Here is a 19,483-nt window from a genome sequence, read left to right on the forward strand (position 1 = left end):
CGGCTGCGGGACTACGCCACCGCTACCGACCCGGCCGCCGATCCGCAGGCCCGGCGCCTGGCCGGCGAGCGCCTCGAGGACTACCGGATGGCCAACTTCATCGGGCCGCTGCCGATGGACCCGGTGCTGGGTGGCGATGCACGGAGCAACGCCGCCAACCGGCTGGATCTGCAACGCCGCCTGGAATCCGGATCACTGGCCCCCTACCTTTCACCCATGACCCCGGACCAGGCCACCCGGGTCCTCGACGACGCCGAATCGGCTGCCCGCTCATTTGCGATCAACAGCTTCGCCGACCGCCTCCGCCGGGGCGGCGTCTCCGCCGGAGGTGTCCAACAGGCCATCACCGCCATCAAGAACGGGATGCCGCCCCGGGAGTTCTTCAACCAGCTTTCGAATGCAACTTCCGCTGTGGGTGGAGGCTTGGAGGCGCGCGGCGCGACTTTGCCTACCGGACGTCACACGCTCGATGGTCACGTGTTCTCGAAAGCGGATGCCGAGGCGCTGACGAAAGTCGGCAATGACTTGGGCCACGCGGCAACAGGACTCGACGGAGCACTGACTCTCATGGACATAAAGGCCGGCGAGATCTCGGCTCAACAAGGGATCGCGGAATTCGGCGGCCGCTTTGTGGGCGGTGAAGCCGGTGCGTGGGGCGCTGGACTGGCGATGTCCTTGGTGGGCGCCCCCGAGATCGTCGTGCCCGTCGTAGTGATCGGCGGAATAATCGGGGGCTCAAAAGCGGGACAAGAAATAGTCGATAGGATTTTGGGATACTAGATGAGCAATGGATTCATAGTTGCGGCTTGTGTGTGCATCGTGGCTGGAATCAGCGTGGACCGATTGAAAATGCCTCTGGAATCGCGGCGTCGTATTTACTGGTATCTTTCAGCCCTCGCCGCGATATTCGTAATCCTTGGCTCTTACAACGACTTGCAAATGCTCCTCGCGCTACTTCTTATCGTAATGCTGACGACGGTGGGCTCAGCATACGCGTTCACGCCGTACCTTCGGATTCGCGGCAGAATCTACGCCTTCCAACCAGTTCACATCAATGCCGAGTCCAAGGATGCAAGCGCCAATCTTCAACGTCACGAACTGATCGCCACCCCGGCGAAGATGTGGTGGATTGTCGCAGGACTCGCCCTCGCCTTCGACGCCGCAGTGTGCAGTTCGTTTCTTCCCGGTCGCGAAAGATTCAATTTTCACGACGATCGAGAGCTGATCCTGTATATGCTCGGCTTCTGCGTGTTGTTCAGCGTCGGGTTCGGCTACGGCGAAGCGAAGTTCAGCTATCCCATCGCGCGAGGCCAACGTCTCCAATTCGTCATCGCAACGATCTCCTCGGCCGGCCTGTTCGCCCTGCTGTACCTGACGTCCTACTACCTGACAGCATTAGCCAAGGGACGAAGCGCCGACGAGTGAACGCGCCTCACACCAGCGGCCGGCCCGTCCGCATCCGCCACCGCATGTCGGCCATCAAAGCGTTGAACGGGAAGCGCCGCAGCGGCCCCGGCGTCACATTGTTGATCATCCGCAGCAGTGCGATCAGCGCGTCGAACTGGCGCTGCTTGTTGGCGTCCCACGGCAGTCGCATTTCGTCCCGGAATCGTTGCGGCAGAAAGCCGGTGGTGACGAACAGCATCGGCCCCTCGACCAGTTTGTGCAGCGGGCCGGGTAGCGTCACCCCGCGCATCCGCACCGCGGCGATGCGATACAGGTAGTCGCGAACCGGGCCGTCGATGTGGATATTGGTGTCCAACTGGTCCTGCCAGTACTTGTCGAATGCCGCCCGGTCCGCCGGCCACAACTCCTCGTTCATCTGCAACGCGGTGCCGAAGACCTTGGCCTCCTGATAGTTCCGTTCGGCCAGCTCGTCGTCCATCTCGCCATAGAACATCCGGTACAGGTCGACCGAGCCCTTGTACAAACACGCCGCCACCCACAACTGCAGTTGCGGGTCGAAGGCGTTGTACTTGACCGGGCTGTCCTTGGTGGAGCGGACCTGACGATGGGAGCCGTCGACCGCTTTGGTGAACGCCTGCCGTTCGGCCTCACTGCCCAGCGCCACCACCGCCAGGTAGCCGATCGTGGTGCGGGCCCGCTTGAACGGGTGCAGATCCGCGCGACCGCTGTCGACCGCGCTCTCCAGCACCCCGTAGCCCACGCCGGGGCGGGCCAACTGCATGATCACGTTGGCCGAGCCGGCCAACAACGACAGGCCGAACATGCCGTCGGAGACGTTCCCGCCGTGTTGCTGCTTGGGAGCGCGGCGGCGGTTCGGGTCCGGCGGCGCGCTCACCGGGCGCTCCACCTGCTGAAGTACTGCGCTTGTTGCCATCGCCCACCCATCCAATTCTGAGAACGCGCGTTTCCTGATATTGCTCCGCGTTCGGCCTCGATGTCAAGATGTTCGGCATGGTCTCCGCCAACGTCTCGGGGGCGCGCCCGTACGGCGGGGTCGACGCTGCTGACCGGCGTGCGTCGCGCCGCGCCCGGCTCCTCGAGGCCGGGCTCGACCTACTCGGCGCCGACGTCCCGCAGATCGCTGAGCTGACCGTGCGCGGTATCTGCCGGCAGGCCGGCCTCACCGCCCGCTACTTCTACGAAAGCTTCGCCGACAAGGATGAGTTCGTCAGCGCTGTCTTCGACTCCGTGATCACCGACCTGGCCGCCAAGACGCAGGCGATCGTCAAGTCGGCGCCACCGGACCAGCAGACCCGGGCCGGCGTCGCGAACATCGTGCGAACCATCGCCGGCGACGCGCGGATCGGCCGGCTGTTGTTCGGAGTGCATCTGAGCAACGCGGTCGTGGTGCGTAAGCGGGTGGAATCCAGTGCGCTACTGGCGATGTTGTCCGGTCAGCACGCCGGCACTGCGCTGCGGCTGCCGGAGAACGACCGGATCAAGGCAGCCGGGCACTTCGTGGTCGGTGGGGTGGCCCAAACGATCAGCGCCTGGCTGGCCGGGGAAGTGCGCTTCAAGCCGGAACGGTTGATCGAGCAGTTGGCCGCACTGCTCGACAAACTGGGTGATCCGGCGCTGTATCGAGACTAGGTGGCCGCCGGAATCCGCCGGTCGGCTTGTGTCTTCGGCGTGACGTGCTCCACGTCGTCGGTGAACTCCTTTGTCCAGCAGGCGAATTCCAATGTGATCCCGTCCGGGTCGTGAAAGTAGAACGACCGCACGTAGACGCCTGGGTGCAGGGTGGCACTGACCTGGAAGTCGGACATGTCGTGGTTGAGGACGGGGCCGACACGGACTCCCTTGTCTTTGAGGCGCTGGCGATAGGCGTCGAACTTATCGGCGGGCACGTGGAACGCCAGGTGGTTCATGGTGCTCACCGCGCTGGTGATCTCACCGACGCCCGGGATAGCGGCCGGCGACGAGATCCCCGGTACGCGGTCGGGCGCGTCGGCGAACCAGAAGAACGCGACACAGTCGCCGTTGCCGGCATCGAAGAAGAAGTGCTGGCCCATCCCGCCGGGCAGGTCAAGTGACTTGATCAGTGGCATGCCGAGCACATTGCTATAGAAGTCGACGGTGCGCGCCATGTCGGCGCAGACCAGCGCGACGTGGTTGATCCCGCTGATCTCGAACTCGGTGTTGACACCGTGCGGTTTGATCATCGCGACTCCCTCTGGTCAGCACCCGGATCTGAATCTAACATCAGATTTAGTTATGTTCCAGACCCAGCAGCGATAGGAATCGGTGATTCGGTGTCGGCCCTTTCCGAGCAGGCGACTCCCCGCGAGCCGTTACCCACCCAACGGGGCCGGCGCACCCAGGCTGCTATCGATGCGGCCGCGCGCACGGTGATCGCGCGCAAAGGGGTGCTGGCCACCACCATCGCCGATATCACGGCCGAGGCCGGCCGGTCGGCTGCGTCGTTCTACAACTACTACGACTCCAAAGAGGCGATGGTCCGGGAGTGGGCACTGCGGTTTCGCGACGAGGCCGGTGAGCGGGCATCCAGCGCCGTGCGCCACGGCCTCTCCAACCGGGAGCGGATCGAGCAGGCCGCCGCCGCGCACTGGCATACCTACCGCCACCGACTGGCCGAGATGGTCGGGGTCTCGCAGCTGGCGATGATCAACGACGACTTCGCCCGCTATTGGGCGGAGATCTGCGCGGTACCAGCGGGTTTCATTACCGAAATGGTGAAACGCGCCCAAGCCGAGGGCTACTGTGCCGATGACGACCCGGAACTGCTCGCGGTGGCGATCGTGTCGATGCTCAACCAGTTCTGCTACGTCAAATTGGCCGCGTCACGTCCGGCGGGTTCCGAGCCTGACGACGTGGACGACGCCGCCTGTATCCGCACCCTGGCCAACGTGTTCTATCGGGCCATCTACGCCGAGGAAGGATAAGCCGACGGTGGCGCTGAGAGTGCTGGCGCATTTCGCCCCCGGCCCGATGGTTCGCGACTACGTTGCGCCCGAGTCTGATTGGCTGGACATCCGGTGGTGCGCCGCCGACGACTCCCTCACCTTCCGGCGCGAACTTCCTGAGGCGGAGGTGATCTGGCATGTGCTGCGGCCGCTGTCCGGGGAGGAGCTACGCAGCGCGCCGAAACTGCGGCTGGTGCACAAATTCGGCGTCGGGATCAACACCATCGACGTCGACACCGCCACCGCCTGCGGCATCGCGGTGGCCAACATGCCCGGCGCCAACGCGGCCGCGGTGGCCGAAGGCACCGTGTTGCTGATGCTAGCGGTGCTGCGCCGGTTGCTGCCGTTGGATCGCGCGACCCGCCAGGGCCGCGGCTGGCCCACCGATCCCGACCTTGAGCGCTGCCGCGACATCGGCGGCTGCACCGTCGGCCTGGTTGGTTACGGCAGCATCGCCCAGCGGGTGGCCGGAATCGTGACCGCCATGGGCGCGGACGTCGTGCACACCAGCACCGGCGACGACGGTCGGCCCGGCTGGCGGCCGCTGCCGGATCTGCTGGCCGAAGCCGACGTCGTGTCGCTGCACGTGCCGCTGACGGCGGGGACTCAGGGCTTGATCGACCGCGCCGGGCTGGCGCGGATGAAGCCGGAGGCGGTGCTGATCAACACCTCCCGCGGCGGCGTCGTCGACGAACCGGCCCTGGCCGAGGCGCTGGCCAGCGGACGGCTGGCGGGCGCGGGCCTCGACGTGTTCGCCGTCGAACCGGTCGGCACCGACAACCCCCTGCTCGGCCTGGACAACGTGGTGCTCACCCCGCATGTCAGCTGGTACACCGCCGACACCATGCAGCGCTATCTGAGCGCGGCGGTCGACAACTGCCGCCGGCTGCGAGAGGGCCAACCCCTGACCCACGTCGTCAACCAACCGACCGGTTCGTAGATTGGTCACAACGTACCCACCGAAAGGCGCATCATGCCCATAGCGATCACTTCTGAACACCAGGACCTGGCCGATTCCGTACGGTCCCTGCTGACCCGGGCGGCGCCCTCCGAGATGCTGCACGCGGCGATGGACACGCCGATCGAGAATCCGCCGCCGTACTGGCGGGCCGCCGCCGAGCAGGGCCTGGCCGGGGTGCACCTGTCCGAGCAGGCCGGCGGGCAGGGTTTCGGCATCCTGGAGCTGGCGGTGGTACTGGCGGAGTTCGGCTACGGCGCCGTGCCGGGCCCGTTCGTGCCGTCGGCGATCGCCAGCGCCCTGATCGCCGCCCACGACCCGGCCGCCGCCGAGCTGGCCGGCCTGGCCACCGGCGAGGTCATCGCCAGCTACTCGCTCAGCCCGGGATTGACGGCCACCGCGCACGGCGACGGATTGGTGATCCGCGGTGAGGCCCGCGCCGTCGCAGCGGCAGCCCAGGCCTCGTTGCTGGTGCTGCCCGTGGCGATCGACAGCGGCGAAGCGTGGGTGGTGCTGGGCGCCGACCAACTCGAGATCGAACCGGTGACCAGCGTGGACCCGCTGCGCCCGATCGCCCACGTGCGGGCCAACGGCGTCGAGGTCGCCCGGGCGGCCGTCCTGAGCAACCTCAGCCAGGCGCGGGCACACGCGCTGATCGCCACCCTACTGTCCGCGGAAGCGGTCGGGGTGGCCCGGTGGGCGACCGACACCGCTGCCGAGTACGCCAAGATCCGCGAACAGTTCGGCCGGCCGATCGGTCAGTTCCAGGCCATCAAGCACAAGTGCGCCGAGATGATCGCCACCACCGAGCGGGCCACCGCCGCGGTGTGGGATGCCGCCCGGGCGATCGACGAGGCCGACAAAAGCGGTTGGGACGCCGCCGGTTCCACGGTGGCATTCGCCACGGCGGTCGCGGCCACCCTGGCCCCGGAGGCAGCGCAACACTGCACCCAGGACTGCATCCAGGTGCACGGCGGGATCGGCTTCACCTGGGAGCACGACGCCGGCGTCTACTACCGGCGGGCGCTGATCCTTGCCGCCTCCTTCGGCCGCCGCGCCGACTACCCGCAGCAGGTCCTCGACACCGCCACCGCCGGTGGTATGCGCAAGATCGACATCGACCTGGACCCCGAAACCGAGAAGCTGCGCGCCGAGATCCGCGCCGAGGTGGCCGCCCTCAAAGCCATGCCGCGCGAGCAGCGCACGGTGGCGATCGCCGAGGGCGGCTGGGTGCTGCCCTACCTCCCGAAGCCGTGGGGACGGGCCGCCGAACCGATCGAGCAGATCATCATCGAGCAGGAATTCTCCACCGGTCGAGTGCGCCGCCAGGGCATGGGTATCGCGGCATGGCTGATCCCGTCGATCGTGGCGTTCGGCACCGACGAACAGAAGCAGCGCTTCCTGCCACCGACGTTCCGCGGCGAAATGGTGTGGTGCCAACTGTTTTCCGAGCCCGGCGCGGGTTCGGACCTGGCCAGTCTCACCACCAAGGCCACCAAGGTCGACGGGGGGTGGCGGATCAGCGGCCAGAAGATCTGGACGTCGGCCGCGCAGTTCTCTGCCTGGGGAGCGCTGCTGGCACGGACCGACTCCTCGGTTCCCAAACACGATGGCATCACCTACTTCCTGCTGGACATGAAAAGCGAAGGCGTGACGGTCAGTCCGCTGCGCGAACTCACCGGCGGGGCGATGTTCAACACGGTGTTCATCGACGACGTGTTCGTCCCGGACGAGTTGGTGCTCGGCGAGGTGAACCGGGGCTGGGAGGTCAGCCGCAACACGCTGACGGCCGAACGGGTCTCGATCGGCGGCTCTGAGATGCCGTTTTTGGCGAGCCTCGACGGGTTCGTGGAGTTCATGCGCGACGGCCAGTTCGACCAGGGCGAGCACCGTCGAGCCGGCGAGCTGATCGCCGAGGGTCACGCCGCCAAGCTGCTCAATCTGCGCTCGACCCTACTGACGCTGGCCGGACGCGATCCGATGCCGGCGGCGGCGGTGTCGAAGTTGCTGTCGATGCGCACCACCCAGGGGTACGCCGAGTTCGCGGTGGGGACATTCGGCGGCGACGCCGCGATCGGCGACCGCGAGCAGTTGCCGGGCAAGTGGGCCGAATACCTGCTGATGAGCCGTGCCACAACGATTTACGGCGGCACATCGGAGGTTCAGCTCAACATCATCGCCGAGCGGCTGCTGGGGCTGCCCCGCGACCCGTAAGTTCCGCGAGCAGTCGCGAAAGCCCCCAAATTCCAGCAGATTTGGCGGCTTTCGCTGGCGATACCCCGCTGGGGACTGCTCGGCGCAAGAGGATCGCGCTGCTAGCATGGCGGGCGGGATCCCAAGAAGCCATAGCCTCAGGACTGCCACGTGACTGCTGACACCGTCGACGAAGCCAGGATCACCGACCGCCATTTCACTACCGCCGCCCTCTTTGCATTGCCGGTCCGGCTCGTCATCGGATGGACCTATTTCTCCGCGTTTTGGCGTCGCGTCGGTCTCGCCGACAAATTGAATCCAGACCTACCCGGATACGTCGGCGAGAAGTTCAACCACTTTCTACCGAACGCACTGGGCATCGGCCCGATTATCGAATACCTGCTGACCCACCCCGGCCTGCTGGCCGTGGCGATGACGGCCTTCACCATCGTGGAAGGCATCGTCGGGTTCTGCGTGATCCTCGGCCTTTTCACCAGGATCATGAGCTTGGCCGTCTTGGGATTGGCGTTCGGCATCCTGCTCGGCGCCGGGTGGCTGGGCACCACCTGCGTCGATGAGTGGCAGATCGGCATCCTCGGGGTGGCGTGCGGGCTCATGCTGTTTTTGAGCGGCGGCGGACGTTACTCCCTAGATGGTGTTCTTGCCGACCGGCTTCCGACACTGGCGCAGCGAAAATGGCTGTGCTGGTTGGCGTCCGGCGAGATCAGCGTCCGCAAGCCGGCGGTCCTTGCCGGCTCGGGGGCCGTCCTGGCGTTGGCGTTGTTCACCAACCAGCATTTCCACGGCGGGCTGTACGGCCCGCTGCACAACAAGTCCGTCGCGCCACTCATCGAGATCACCGATGCCCACGTTGTCGGAAACAGCCTGCAATTCCAGGTGTTCCGCACCGAAGGCGTCGACGTGTACGGCTCCTTCCTGATCGGCGTCAGCGTCCGCGACGACAGCACCGGCGATACCGTCGTGCAGCTGGACGGCACTCAGCTGAGTCGGCTGCCCGAGGCGGCGATAGCCAACCGCTACATCGCCAAGGTAAAGCCGGGCGCGCACAGCCTGGTGATCCCGTTGGGCGCGAAAGCGCAACTGACGATTCCCACCGAGAAAACCCGGTGGGATGCCACCCACCGGTACACCCTCGTACTCACCGATATCAGCGGCGCCACTTGGGAACAGGCAGTCAGCCTCGGCGCGTGAGAGTGCCGCGAGCGGGCGCGGTTGTGCGCAAACACCGGCGTGGCGGTGGACAAACACGCGCGCTCGCGCCAGCGAAGCGGCTACATGTCGCGGAGTTCGCGCTTCAGAATTTTCCCGGTCGGGTTGCGCGGCAACTCGTCGAGGAACACCACCTCGCGCGGCACCTTGTAGCGGGCCAGGTGTTCCTTGACGTACACCTTGATGGCGTCCTCGTCGACGCTGGAGCCTTCCTTCTTGACCACGAAGGCACGCAACCGCGCACCCCATTCCTTGTCTTCGACTCCCAAAGCCGTGGCCTCGATGACATCGGGATGCCCACTGATCAAGTCTTCGACTTCGGCTGGGAAGACGTTCTCGCCGCCGGAGACGATCATCTCGTCGTCACGGCCGCTGACATAAAGCAGGCCCCGCTCGTCGAAGTAGCCGACGTCGCCCGAGGACAACAGCCCGTCGATGATCTGTTTGCCGCCGCCGCCGGTGTAGCCCTCGAACGGGAAGAAGTTGCCGACGAAGATCCGCCCGACCTCGCCCCGCGGCAGCTCGTGGCCGTTGTCGTCGAGGATTCTGACCTTGACGCCCTTGACCACCTGTCCCACCGTCGCCGGGTTGTACTGCAGGTCGGCCGGGTCGGCGATGGTGGCAAACGCCACCTCGGTGGAGCCGTACATGTTGTAGATCACCGGCCCCAGGTCCTTCATCGCGCGGGTCGCCAACTCGGCTCCGAGCTGTGAACCGGAGACGAACACGATCCGCAGATGTGACAGGTCCGGTTTGGGGCTGGTCTTCTCCAGCTGGTCGAGGATCCGCGACAACATGACCGGGACGACGACCATCCCGGTCACCTTGTGCTTCTCCAGGTCCTCGAGCACGGTGGCCGGCTTGAAGCGGCGCCGCAACACCAACGTCGAGCCGAAGAACATCGCCAGGGTGCCATGCAGGTAGCCCAGCGCGTGGAACATCGGCGACGGCAGCGACGTCACCTCCCCGGCTCGGAACGGGACGTGCGACAGGATCCCGCCGATCGGGGCCAGCGTGGGCGGGGTGCTGCGATTGGCGCCCTTGGGGGTGCCGGTGGTACCGGAGGTCAAGATGATGATCGAGGCGTGCTTGCTGACCTTCGGTGCCGGCGCTTTGCTGCTACGGGCGATCAGCTGGGCCAGCGTCTCATCGGTGCTGCCGGACGGTTCGCTGGAGTCGGGATTGACCCCGAGCGCCCGCAGTTTGCCCAGGGGCGGGTCGGCTTGCGCGACCGCGGCGGTGTACTCGTCGTCGTAGATGATCAGTTTGGCGCCTTCGCGTTCGGAGACGTCCTTGATCTGCGGGCCGGAGAACTCGCTGTTGAGCAGGATCAGCCGGGCACCGACTCGGGCGCAGCCGTAGTTGGCGATCAGAAACCAGCGGTGGTTGCGGGCCAGGATCGCCACCCCATCGCCGCCGCGCACACCCATCGCGACCAGGCCGTTGGCCACCGCGTTGGCAGCGTCGTCGAGCTCTTTGAAGGTGATACTGCCGTCGTCGTCGATGACCGCAAGACCATCGGGGTTACGGCGGGCATTGAGGGCCGGAATCATCCCCAACTCGCCCCATCGGGCACCGTCGGCGATCGCGTTGGCAATGATTCGCGGCGACTCGATTTTCAAGGCACCGGATTCGATGACCTTGCGCAGATAGTGCAGCTCGGCGCTACCGCGTTCCAGGTAGCGGCCGAGCACGTTGACGGCCTGACCGGGCAGGTCGGTGAGCTTTGCCATGGAGCAACCTTATGTGACTCAGGTCGCTGCCGGGCAGCGGATTCGGCCTGATCGTTAGCATGGCTTCCATGGCCGGCGGGTTGTCGCTGGAGGCGGCGGGACACCGGGTGGCGGTTACCCACCCGGACAAGGTGGTGTTCCCCGGCCGTGACGGCACCGCCGCGCGCACCAAACTGGACCTGATCCACTACTACCTGGCGGTGGCCGACGGCGCGCTGCGCGGAGTGGCCGGGCGGCCGATGATCCTCAAACGCTTCGTCGACGGCATCGACGCCGAAGCCATCTTTCAGAAGCGGGCACCGGCCAAGCGTCCCGATTGGGTGTCGGTCGCCGAACTGCGCTACGCCTCGGGCCGGTCAGCGCAGGAGGTCGTCATCGACGATGCGGCCGGGCTGGCCTGGGTGGTCAACCTGGGTTGCGTGGATCTCAACCCGCACCCGGTGCTCGCCGGCGACCTGGACCACCCCGACGAGCTGCGGGTCGATCTCGATCCGATGCCCGGCGTCGACTGGCCCCAGATCGTCGAAGTGGCCCTGTTGGCCCGCGAGGTGCTGGCCGATCACGGCTTGACCGCCTGGCCGAAGACCTCCGGGTCCCGGGGCATGCACATCTACGCCCGGATCGCACCCCGCTGGGAGTTTCCGCAGGTGCGGCTGGCCGCACAGGCGGTGGCCCGGGAGATCGAGCGGCGGGCACCGCAGTTGGCCACCAGCCGATGGTGGAAAGAGGAGCGGCACGGCGTGTTCGTCGACTTCAACCAGAACGCCAAGGACCGCACGGTCGCCTCGGCCTACTCGGTGCGCGCCACCGCCGATGCCCGGGTGTCCACACCGCTGTTTTGGGACGAGGTTGCCGACGCCGATCCGGCGGCCTTCACCATCGCCACAGTGCCGCACCGGTTCACGCAGATCGGCGATCCCTGGGCGGGTATGGACGACGCCGTCGGGGAGTTGGGGCCGCTGCTGGAGCTGGCCGACAAGCAGGGTCCAGCGGAGAAAGCGCCCAAGGGGACCCGCAAGAACGCTGGCGGGCGCCGCACCTCACCGCTGCCGTTGATCGAGATCGCCCGCACCAAAACCAAAGACGAGGCGCTGGCCGCCTTGGACATATGGCGAGAAAAGCACGCCGCGGCGGCCAAACGGTTGGCGCCGGAGGACGTACTGGTCGACGGCATGCGCGGACCGAGTTCGATCTGGTACCGGATCCGGATCAACCTGCAGCACGTCCCGGCCGGGCAACGCCCGCCGCAGGAGGAGTTGATCGCCGACTACAGCCCCTGGGAGGGGCGGCAACGTTAGCGGGCCGCCAGATTCGCGGCGACCTCTTTCTCCCAGTGACTGAACGCGTGGGTGGTGTCGACCTCCACCTCGAACCGGTCGGTCATGTCGGCGGTGACGTCGGCGGTATCGACGTAGAACTGCTGGTACCAGCGGCGCAGCTGATACACCGGGCCGTCGTCGTCGGTGAGCAGCGGGTTCTCCACGGGCGCCTTGTGCTTCCAGATCTCGACGTCTTCGAGGAAGCCGGTACCGAAGGAGCGGCCCATCGCCGCGGCGAGTTTGGTGGCCCGCTCCGGCGGCAGGTTCGGCATCTGCTGCACCGCGACGCCCCACTGCAGCACGAACGAGTCCTGCGTGACCGGATAATGACTGTTGATCAGCACGATCTCGGCGGTGAAGTCCGGGGCGAGGTCGTTGTGCAGCCAATTGATCATGTACGCCGGCCCGAAGTACGTCGCCTCGGAGCGCAGGTAGGTGCCCACCCACAGCTTGTCGGCGCCCGGCGAGTCCGGCCGGACCTTGCTCTCCATGAACTGACTGGCGCAGGGGCCGTCAATCACGTTCTTGAAGTAGGTCGGATAGGAGTGGTGGATATAGAAGAAGTGCGCCATGTCGACGACGTTGTCGATGATCTCGCGGCAGTTGGCGCCCTCGATCAGCACCGAGTCCCACTGCCACGGCGACCAGAGTCCGGCGTCCATCCCCTCGATCTGCGGTGGGGTCAGCTCCGGCGGGGGTGTCGAGCCCTCCGGGTCGTGCCAGACCAGCAGCTGGCCGTTGACCTCGCAGGTGGGCCAGCGCCTGGTGCGCGCCATCCGCGGCGGTCGCTTGGCGTAGGGCACCTCGACACATCGGCCGGTCGAGCCCTGCCAACGCCAGTCGTGGAATGGACACGCCAGGGTGTCACCTTTGACGGTGCCCCGGGACAAGTCGGCGCCCATATGCCGGCAGTAGGCGTCGAGCGCATGAATGTCACCGCCGGTGTCGGCGAACACCACCAGCCGGGTACCAAAAGCGTTGATGCCGTGCGGTTCACCGTCCCGGAAGGTCTCGGCTAACCCCAGGCAGTGCCATCCCCGGGCATAGCGGGTCCTCGGCGTACCGTAGTCCAGCTCGCGGATCGCACAGTCAGTCATCGCTTCACCCCTCGCCTCGCAGATAACTTTGCCGCCCATAGGACACGAATTCGGTGTCCAGGGACCGCTTGTCGTCGTCGGTCATCCGGGCGTAGACCGGCGCACCCCGGCCGACCCAGCGGTATACCGGGTCGTCGGTGTGCCAACATTGTTGCTGCAGTTCGCGTTTGAGCACTTTGTTCGACCCCGTCACGGGCAGGCCGGCCGAGATCCGCAGGAACCGCGGGGTGCCTTTGCTGCCCAGGTCGGGCTGGTCAGCCAGGTAGGCGGCGAACTCCGCCACGTCGAAGCTGCCGGGGTCGGCGACCTCGACCGCTCCCATGACCTGGTCACCGGATCGCGGGTCGGGGACCGCGTACACGCCGGCGCTGATCACCAGGGGATGCCGTCGCAGCACGCGTTCGATGGTCAGCGCCGAGGTGTTCTCCCCGTCGACTCGGATCCAGTCGCCGCGCCGGCCGGCGAAGTACAAGAAACCGGCCTCATCGCGGTAGCCCAGATCGCCGGTCCAGTACCAGCCGTCGCGAATCTTTTCGGCGTCCGCGTCGTCGTTCTTGTAGTAGCCCTCGAAGTCACGGGCTCCGGTCTTGTCGACGATCTCGCCGACCGCGTCGTCGGCGTTGGCCACCCGGCCGTGCTCGTCCAGGACGGCCCGGGCGCACTCGGCGCGGGTCTGCGGATCGACGACGGCGATGCCCGCGTGCGCCGGACGGCCCAACGCTCCGGGCGGTGCCGCCGGGTCGGGCATCGCGGCGTTGCCGCCCTCGCTGGAGCCGTAGCCCTCATGCAGCACGGCGCCGAACCGGCGCAGGAACTCCGCCTGATCCTGCGGTGATGCCTCGGTGCCGAAGCCACGGACCAGGGTGTTGTCGGCGTCGTCGGGACGCTCCTCGGTGTCCAGCAGATAACCCAGTGCCTTGCCGACATAGGTGAAGAACGTCGCACCGAAGTAGCGCACGTCGGGCAGGAACCGCGACGCCGAGAACTTCGGCGTCAGGCAGACCGTGGCCCCGTTGGCCAGCGCCGGCGCCCACAGCGCCATGATGGCGTTGCCGTGGAACAGCGGCATGCAGCAGTAGTCGACATCGGTGCGCACGTGGCCGAATTTGGTGGTGGCCATCTCGGCGATCCGGGCCAGTCGGCCCTGGCTGCATTTGACCGCCTTGGAAGCGCCGGTCGTGCCCGAGGTGAACAACAGCAACATCAGCGACTCCGGCCCCACCCCTGGTGCGGCGGACGGCTCCCCCCGGTGTTGCTCGACCAACGCGGCGTAGCCGGGCTCGTCGACGACGAGGATGCGCTCGCAGTCCAGGCCGTGGTCCAGGCCGCGCAGCCGCTCGGATCCGGCGGTGTCGGTGACGATCAACTGACAGTCCGCGTGGCGGATCTCCGCCGCCATGTCGGCGTCGCCGCGGGTGGGGTTGACGCCCACGATGACCCCGCCGGCCAAGGCGCCGGCGCCGAGCCAGAAGACGAAATCTGGCAGGTTGTCCAGCAGGATGCCGATGTGAAACGGCCCGTCCCGGCGCAGCGCCGCTGCCAGTGCGGCGCGCGCAGCCGATTCGCGCACCACGTCGTCCCAGGTCCAGTCGCGCTCCCGGGTGCGCAGCCCCAGGTGGGGGTCGCCGAGTCTGTCGAGCAGCATGCCCGCGATGTCGTTAGGCATTCGCCGCGGGCGCGTGAACGAGGTCGATGTATTGCTGGGGAAGATCCTCCCGGGCCACCGGGGTCACGCTGCGCACGCCGGCGAAGTAGGAGTCCTCACCGACGATCTTCCCGTCGGCGTCGAGCGGCCACAGCAGCACCTGCCGGTACACCACCAGGTAGTCGGCGTCGGGATCCTCGACCTCCACCCCGAGAATGGCGGTGGCCAGGGCGCCCGGGTACAGCTGCTTCATGTCGCCCTCGGTCACCACGCAGTCGTCGTCGACGACCAGCCGGTCGATGGCGAACTCCAGCACGTTGGTGCGGGTCGCCATGAAGTTCGTGTAGTAAGTGCGCACGCCGTCGGTGGTCTTCGGACCGACATCCTGACCGCCCATCCAGAAGTGGTAGTCCGGCTCGGCGCTCAGCGTGCCCATCACCTGGTCGAGGTCTGGCGCAGCCTCGCCCTTCATGTGTTCGATCACCACTTCCAGGGCGGCCCGGTGGCGCGCGTTGGTGGTTTCGGCCAACCGCTTCTCCAGGGGGGCCCAGGTCCGGCTGGGGTCGATGACGGCCACGGTTCACAACTCCTTCTGTTAGGTGGTGATCATCATCACTGCATCCACCGACCCCGGTCATCCGCCATACGTCTGGTGAATGACCGATATTGCCCGACGCCTGTCGGTTCCGTGGTGGCGAGCTCGGCCGACGAGAGCGCGATGCGCCGCACGATGAGCACCAGGGTGGCCGTAAACCGATCGATGGGGTCGGCCAGATCCCAGCCCATCGCCGACTCGACGCGAGCGATGCGCGCTGCCACCGTGCTGTGGTGCAGGTGCAGCTGGGCGGCGGTGCGGCGCAGCGAGCCGAGCACGCAGAACGCCTCGGTGGTGTCGACGTCGTGCGCACCGGACGGTTTCGAGGCGATCGCGTTGATCCGTGCCACATCGTGGTGCCGCAGGACCTGCTCGGACGGCAAGTCGGCCAGCAGCTCCAGGACGCTCAGACGTTCGTAGGCGACCGCCCGCCGCCCGTAGTGGGTGGACGACGCGAAGCGCAGGCCCCGTTGCGCCTGTCGCCATGACGCCGGCGCCCCGAACACCGTGGTCTTGGCGCCGATCCCGACCCATGGTCCGCGCCCGACCTGCGCGGGCAGCGGCGGCGGGAAAGCCGCAATGATCGCCGCATCCAGGCGATCCGACAAGGTCCGGGCATCCTCGGAGCTGTAGCACAGCAACGCGGTGTCGGCACCGATCGCGACCGAGCGCACCGGTTGGTCACCCAGTTCGCGCATCACCACGCGTAGCGCCTCGGCCGGCGATCCGGCCGACACCGCCAGCACGCGGACCTCCCGGGTCTCGTCGAGGCCCAGCAGTCGGATGGCGCGTGCCCTCTCGGCGGGTAATTCGTTGTCGGACAACACCAATTCCAACAGTGCGGGATCACCCAGCCGGACGGTCGATCCCGACCTAGACGCCGCCAGGCGCAGCGCGTGCCGCACCCGATCGAGCAGGACCGCCTCGAGCGGGTGCGCTGTGCTGCCGGCACGCTCCAGCCAGACCTCGGGCTGGGTTGCCGATTTCCACCGCGCACCCACCGGGCATTCCGCGATTGACTCGGCCGCCTGGAGCACCACGTCGGCGTCGGCGCCCGCCTCGACCAGTGCATCGAAATGCGCAACGATCTGCAGGACCGCCTCGGCACCGGAACCCAGCTCGGACAGCCGGAGCGGATCAGGGCCCATCTACCGCAAGCTACCCGAGAGCTGTTATCGCCGCGCGCAACTCATGCAGCGCTTCGCACGCGAGGTCCCCGAGGTCCCGCGTTTCGCCCGGCTCGGCCCACTGCGCGTACGCCGTCTTGAGCGCCAGCGCTCCGAGTTCGGCGGCCACGACCGCAGTCTGCTCGGAGACCCCGCGCTCCCGAAGGGCCTCGGCCATGGCGGCGGCCAGCCCGATCTGCTTGAGCGCATTACGTTCCTGAAGTTCCGCGCTGGTAGCGATAGCAGCCTTGAGCTTGGGAGCGCGCTCGCGCTTCTGCGGTGTGAACGCCGAGCCGGCAGACCGCAGCCCGGAGCAGACGGCGCTCAGCGGCGCGGCGTCCGCGGGCGCAGCCGCGATGCCCTCGGCGAGGAGCCGGCCGATCGCTTCCTGGCCGGCCACCAGCACGTCGCGCTTATCGGGGAAATGCCGGAAGAATGTGCTCTTGGTCAGCCCGGCGCGTTCAGAGATCTGCGCGACGGTGGTGTCGTCAAACCCCTGCTCGTTGAAGAGGTCCAGTGCCGCGGCGACCAACCGTTCGCGGGCGTCCGGTTGCCAGCGGGCCATGACCCTCATAGTAGTGATGCGACTTTGGTCCCATCACGCTGTAGGGTGATGGGACACCTATCCCATCACCGATCGGAGCTGCCCATGCGGGTTTTCGTCACCGGAGCCAGCGGAGGAATCGGCTCGGCCGTCGTCACCGAACTCGTCGCCGCAGGCCACCAGCCTGTCGGACTCGCCAGATCCGACGCGTCCGCCGCCCTCCTCAGGCGCCTGGGCGCCGAGGCGGTCTTTGGCGGCCTGGCCGACCTCGAGATCCTGCGGAAGGCCGCCGACGCCGCCGACGGCGTCATTCATCTGGCTTTCTCCAACGACTTCACCAACCTCGAGGCCAGCATCGAGGCCGAGGCCGGCGCCGTCGCGGCCCTGGGTGATGCTCTGGTCGGCACCGGCAAGCCCCTGGTGCTAGCGGCGGGCACCCCCGCGGTGCCGGGCCGGGCCAGCACCGAGGACGACCCGCCAGTCACGGAGGGCCCGATGGGCGGACGCGGTCGCACCGCCCAAGCCGTCCTGAAGCTGGCCGAACACGGTGTGCGCTCGGCGCTCGTGCGACTGCCGCGGTCGGTGCACGAGGCCGGCGGGCGGTTCGGCTTTGCCAGCATGCTGATCGCGGCCGCACGCCGTACCGGCATTTCGGGCTATGTCGGCGATGGCACCCAGCGCTGGCCAGCGGTGCATCGCCTCGACGCGGCACGGCTTTTCCGGATCGCCCTGGAAGACGCCCCCGCCGGTTCGGTCTTGCATGCGGTGGCCGACCAGGGCGATCCGATGCGTGCGATCGCCGAAGTGATCGGCGACCAGCTTCAGCTCCCGGTCCAACCCGTCGCGGCGGAGTCCTACGGCGTGCTCGGCGCGATCTTCGCTCTCGACCAGCCCTCCTCCAGTGCGCTCACCCGTGCACGGTTCGACTGGCAGCCGAGCCATCCCAGCTTGCTCGACGACCTGCGGGCGGGCGGCTATCCGGACTGACCGTCGCGGCCCAGCCTCAGTTGATCGTGAAGCCCCCGTCGACCGCGATGGTCTGTCCCGTGACGTAGCCACCGGCATCCGAGGCAAGCCACAGTACCGACGCGGCGAGGTCTTCGGGGTCGCCCATCCGGCCCAGCACAATTCGGTGCGCGACGCTGTCCAGGTAGCCCGGACGGTACTGCTCGGTCATCTCGGATTCGAAGAAGCCCGGTGCGATCGCGTTGACCCGGATGCCTTTCCGGCTCCCCCACTGCTGGGCGAGATCGCGGGTCAGGCCGATGAGTCCGGCCTTGCTCGCGGCGTACGCCGCTTGCGGCAGCCCCGCGGTGGTCAATCCCAGAACGCTGGAGATGTTGACGATCGACGAGCCGGGCTGCATCACCCGCCCGCATGCCTGGGCAGCCCAGTAGGCCCCATTGAGGTTGATGTCGATCACCTCCCGGAACTGCTCCGGGGTCTCCCGGGTGGCGGGGCGCGCCGTTCCGATGCCGGCGTTGTTGATCAACACATCGACCCGCCCGAACCGCTCGATCGCTGCCTCCACCATGGCGGTCGCGGCATCCGGGTCAGCGATATCGGTCGCCACCGGCAGGGCCGCGCGTCCGGTGGCGGCTACCAGTTCGGCCGCCTGCGCGAGCTTGTCCACTCGCCGCGCTGCCAGCACGACGTCCGCGCCGGCCTCGGCAAATGCCTTGGCGAAATACACGCCGAGACCCGACGACGCCCCGGTCACCACGGCGACCTTGCCGTCCATGCGGAACTTGTCCAGTACGCTCACCCGACTCACCTTTCTCGGACTTTTGAGGTCACTTCAACGCTTTTCGTGCTGCGGCGAGGAATTCCGGCGCGGCCTGTGCCGCGGCAGCGGCGTTCTGCACATCTTTCGCGCCGTGTCGGGCTCGGTGGGCGATTCCTTCGGCGATCACGCCGATCTTGAAGTTCGCCAGCGCCAGGTAGAAGTTCCAATCGGCCAGATCGCGGCCGGACCGCCGGGCGTATTCCTCGGCGAGGACGTCGGCCGACGGCAGGCGTGAACTGGTCCAGGCGGCGGGGTGGCCGAATACCAGGTCGAATGCCGATGACCGGTAGACACACATCAGCGCGATATCGGTGAGGGGGTCGCCGAGGGTGGACAGCTCCCAGTCCACGACTGCCCTGATCACCTCCGCCTGCTCGGGATCGCAGATGGTGTTGTCGATGCGAAAGTCGCCGTGGACCACCGACGGCTGGGATGTCTGCGGGAGGGCGTCGGTGAGGGCCGCGGTCAGCTTCGTGACGTCGTCGCTCAGCGCGACATCGTTCCGGGGCGTCTTGACCAGGTCCCATTGCCGGGCCCACAGCCGCACCTGGCGTTCCAGGAATCCGTCGGGCCTGCCGAAGGATTCGAGCCCGACGGCACGGTAGTCCACGGCATGTAGATCCACGAGCACCCGCACCAGCGCCGCGGCATTGGCCACCAGGTCCGCGTCAGACAGGGTGTCCAGATCGTCCTTGTGGCGATAGACCCGTCCGGTCACGAACTCCGTGACCGTCAAGGGTGCTCCGCAGACCGTGCCGTCGGCGTCGAACGCGATGGGCCGGGCGATCGGAACGCCGGTGCCGTAGAGCTTTTCGGTGACCGCGAA

At 67.2% G+C, this 19,483-nt stretch carries 19 protein-coding genes; 9 read left to right on the forward strand and 10 right to left on the reverse strand.

Annotated elements, in window-relative coordinates:
- Positions 1–780: hypothetical protein (locus tag A5694_RS24145; RefSeq protein ID WP_428844284.1), on the forward strand; the 780-nt coding region annotated here is incomplete at its 5' end.
- On the forward strand, positions 781–1,425 hold the full coding sequence (locus A5694_RS16780; protein ID WP_125225617.1) for a hypothetical protein: 645 nt from the start codon (positions 781–783) through the stop codon (positions 1,423–1,425).
- Between the two features lie 7 nt (positions 1,426–1,432).
- Here the strand turns inward: A5694_RS16780 and A5694_RS16785 are convergent, their stop codons facing one another.
- Positions 1,433–2,341, reverse strand: coding sequence for an oxygenase MpaB family protein (locus A5694_RS16785; RefSeq protein ID WP_064923206.1), 909 nt, complete (start codon positions 2,339–2,341; stop codon positions 1,433–1,435).
- A 68-nt stretch (positions 2,342–2,409) separates the two neighbouring features.
- On the opposite strand from A5694_RS16785, the gene A5694_RS16790 reads away from it, so the two are divergent.
- Positions 2,410–3,057, forward strand: a complete 648-nt coding sequence (locus A5694_RS16790; RefSeq protein WP_109535724.1) for a TetR/AcrR family transcriptional regulator — start codon at positions 2,410–2,412, stop codon at positions 3,055–3,057.
- On the opposite strand, the gene A5694_RS16795 is transcribed toward A5694_RS16790, so the two are convergent.
- Positions 3,054–3,629, reverse strand: a complete 576-nt coding sequence (locus tag A5694_RS16795; protein ID WP_064923208.1) for a VOC family protein — start codon at positions 3,627–3,629, stop codon at positions 3,054–3,056. The genes A5694_RS16790 and A5694_RS16795 overlap by 4 nt on opposite strands.
- Positions 3,630–3,719: 90 nt before the next feature.
- Between A5694_RS16795 and A5694_RS16800 the strand changes: the two genes are divergently transcribed.
- From A5694_RS16800 to A5694_RS16815, 4 genes are all read left to right on the forward strand, one after another.
- Positions 3,720–4,370 (forward strand): TetR/AcrR family transcriptional regulator, encoded by a 651-nt coding sequence (locus tag A5694_RS16800; protein WP_082952715.1) that lies wholly within the window; start codon positions 3,720–3,722, stop codon positions 4,368–4,370.
- 46 nt (positions 4,371–4,416) lie between these two features.
- A complete protein-coding gene (locus tag A5694_RS16805) occupies positions 4,417–5,331 on the forward strand; it encodes a 2-hydroxyacid dehydrogenase (RefSeq protein ID WP_185746688.1) in 915 nt (304 codons plus the stop codon).
- A 33-nt stretch (positions 5,332–5,364) separates the two neighbouring features.
- Complete coding sequence (locus tag A5694_RS16810) at positions 5,365–7,563, forward strand: acyl-CoA dehydrogenase (RefSeq protein WP_064923210.1); 2,199 nt, start codon at positions 5,365–5,367, stop codon at positions 7,561–7,563.
- Positions 7,564–7,713: 150 nt separating this feature from the next.
- On the forward strand, positions 7,714–8,754 hold the full coding sequence (locus A5694_RS16815) for a TQO small subunit DoxD (RefSeq protein WP_082952716.1): 1,041 nt from the start codon (positions 7,714–7,716) through the stop codon (positions 8,752–8,754).
- A gap of 80 nt (positions 8,755–8,834) precedes the next feature.
- On the opposite strand, the gene fadD2 is transcribed toward A5694_RS16815, so the two are convergent.
- Positions 8,835–10,505 carry a long-chain-fatty-acid--CoA ligase FadD2 gene (gene fadD2 / locus A5694_RS16820; RefSeq protein ID WP_064923212.1) on the reverse strand — a complete coding sequence of 557 codons (1,671 nt, stop codon included), beginning with the start codon at positions 10,503–10,505 and terminating at the stop codon, positions 8,835–8,837.
- 59 nt (positions 10,506–10,564) lie between these two features.
- Between fadD2 and ligD the strand changes: the two genes are divergently transcribed.
- Positions 10,565–11,803: a non-homologous end-joining DNA ligase gene (gene ligD, locus A5694_RS16825; RefSeq protein WP_064923214.1), complete on the forward strand. Its 1,239-nt coding sequence runs from the start codon at positions 10,565–10,567 to the stop codon at positions 11,801–11,803.
- On the opposite strand, the gene A5694_RS16830 is transcribed toward ligD, so the two are convergent.
- From A5694_RS16830 to A5694_RS16850, 5 genes are read right to left on the reverse strand one after another with little or no spacing between them, the layout of a single operon-like run.
- Positions 11,800–12,921 carry a Rieske 2Fe-2S domain-containing protein gene (locus tag A5694_RS16830; RefSeq protein ID WP_064923216.1) on the reverse strand — a complete coding sequence of 374 codons (1,122 nt, stop codon included), beginning with the start codon at positions 12,919–12,921 and terminating at the stop codon, positions 11,800–11,802. The two genes, ligD and A5694_RS16830, sit on opposite strands and share 4 nt — an antisense overlap.
- 4 nt (positions 12,922–12,925) lie before the next feature.
- Entirely contained in the window at positions 12,926–14,587 is a 1,662-nt protein-coding gene (locus A5694_RS16835) for an AMP-binding protein (RefSeq protein WP_064923218.1), read from the reverse strand.
- Positions 14,580–15,143, reverse strand: coding sequence for a nuclear transport factor 2 family protein (locus tag A5694_RS16840; protein ID WP_064923220.1), 564 nt, complete (start codon positions 15,141–15,143; stop codon positions 14,580–14,582). The genes A5694_RS16835 and A5694_RS16840 overlap by 8 nt, the downstream gene beginning before the upstream one ends.
- Positions 15,144–15,178: 35 nt before the next feature.
- Positions 15,179–16,309, reverse strand: a complete 1,131-nt coding sequence (locus A5694_RS16845) for a PucR family transcriptional regulator (RefSeq protein ID WP_064923222.1) — start codon at positions 16,307–16,309, stop codon at positions 15,179–15,181.
- Positions 16,310–16,319: 10 nt separating this feature from the next.
- Entirely contained in the window at positions 16,320–16,892 is a 573-nt protein-coding gene (locus A5694_RS16850) for a TetR/AcrR family transcriptional regulator (protein WP_064923224.1), read from the reverse strand.
- A gap of 84 nt (positions 16,893–16,976) precedes the next feature.
- Between A5694_RS16850 and A5694_RS16855 the strand changes: the two genes are divergently transcribed.
- Entirely contained in the window at positions 16,977–17,858 is an 882-nt protein-coding gene (locus tag A5694_RS16855) for an SDR family oxidoreductase (protein ID WP_064923225.1), read from the forward strand.
- Positions 17,859–17,874: 16 nt separating this feature from the next.
- Here A5694_RS16855 and A5694_RS16860 read toward each other — a convergent pair whose 3' ends face one another.
- The gene (locus tag A5694_RS16860; RefSeq protein WP_064923227.1) at positions 17,875–18,636 is read right to left on the reverse strand and encodes an SDR family NAD(P)-dependent oxidoreductase; all 762 of its coding nucleotides are present in this window, start codon (positions 18,634–18,636) and stop codon (positions 17,875–17,877) included.
- Between the two features lie 28 nt (positions 18,637–18,664).
- On the reverse strand, positions 18,665–19,483 hold an 819-nt coding region (locus A5694_RS16865), incomplete at its 5' end, for a phosphotransferase family protein (protein ID WP_064923229.1).

Source organism: Mycolicibacter sinensis (assembly GCF_001667945.1).
In the GTDB taxonomy this organism is placed as follows: domain Bacteria; phylum Actinomycetota; class Actinomycetes; order Mycobacteriales; family Mycobacteriaceae; genus Mycobacterium; species Mycobacterium sinense_B.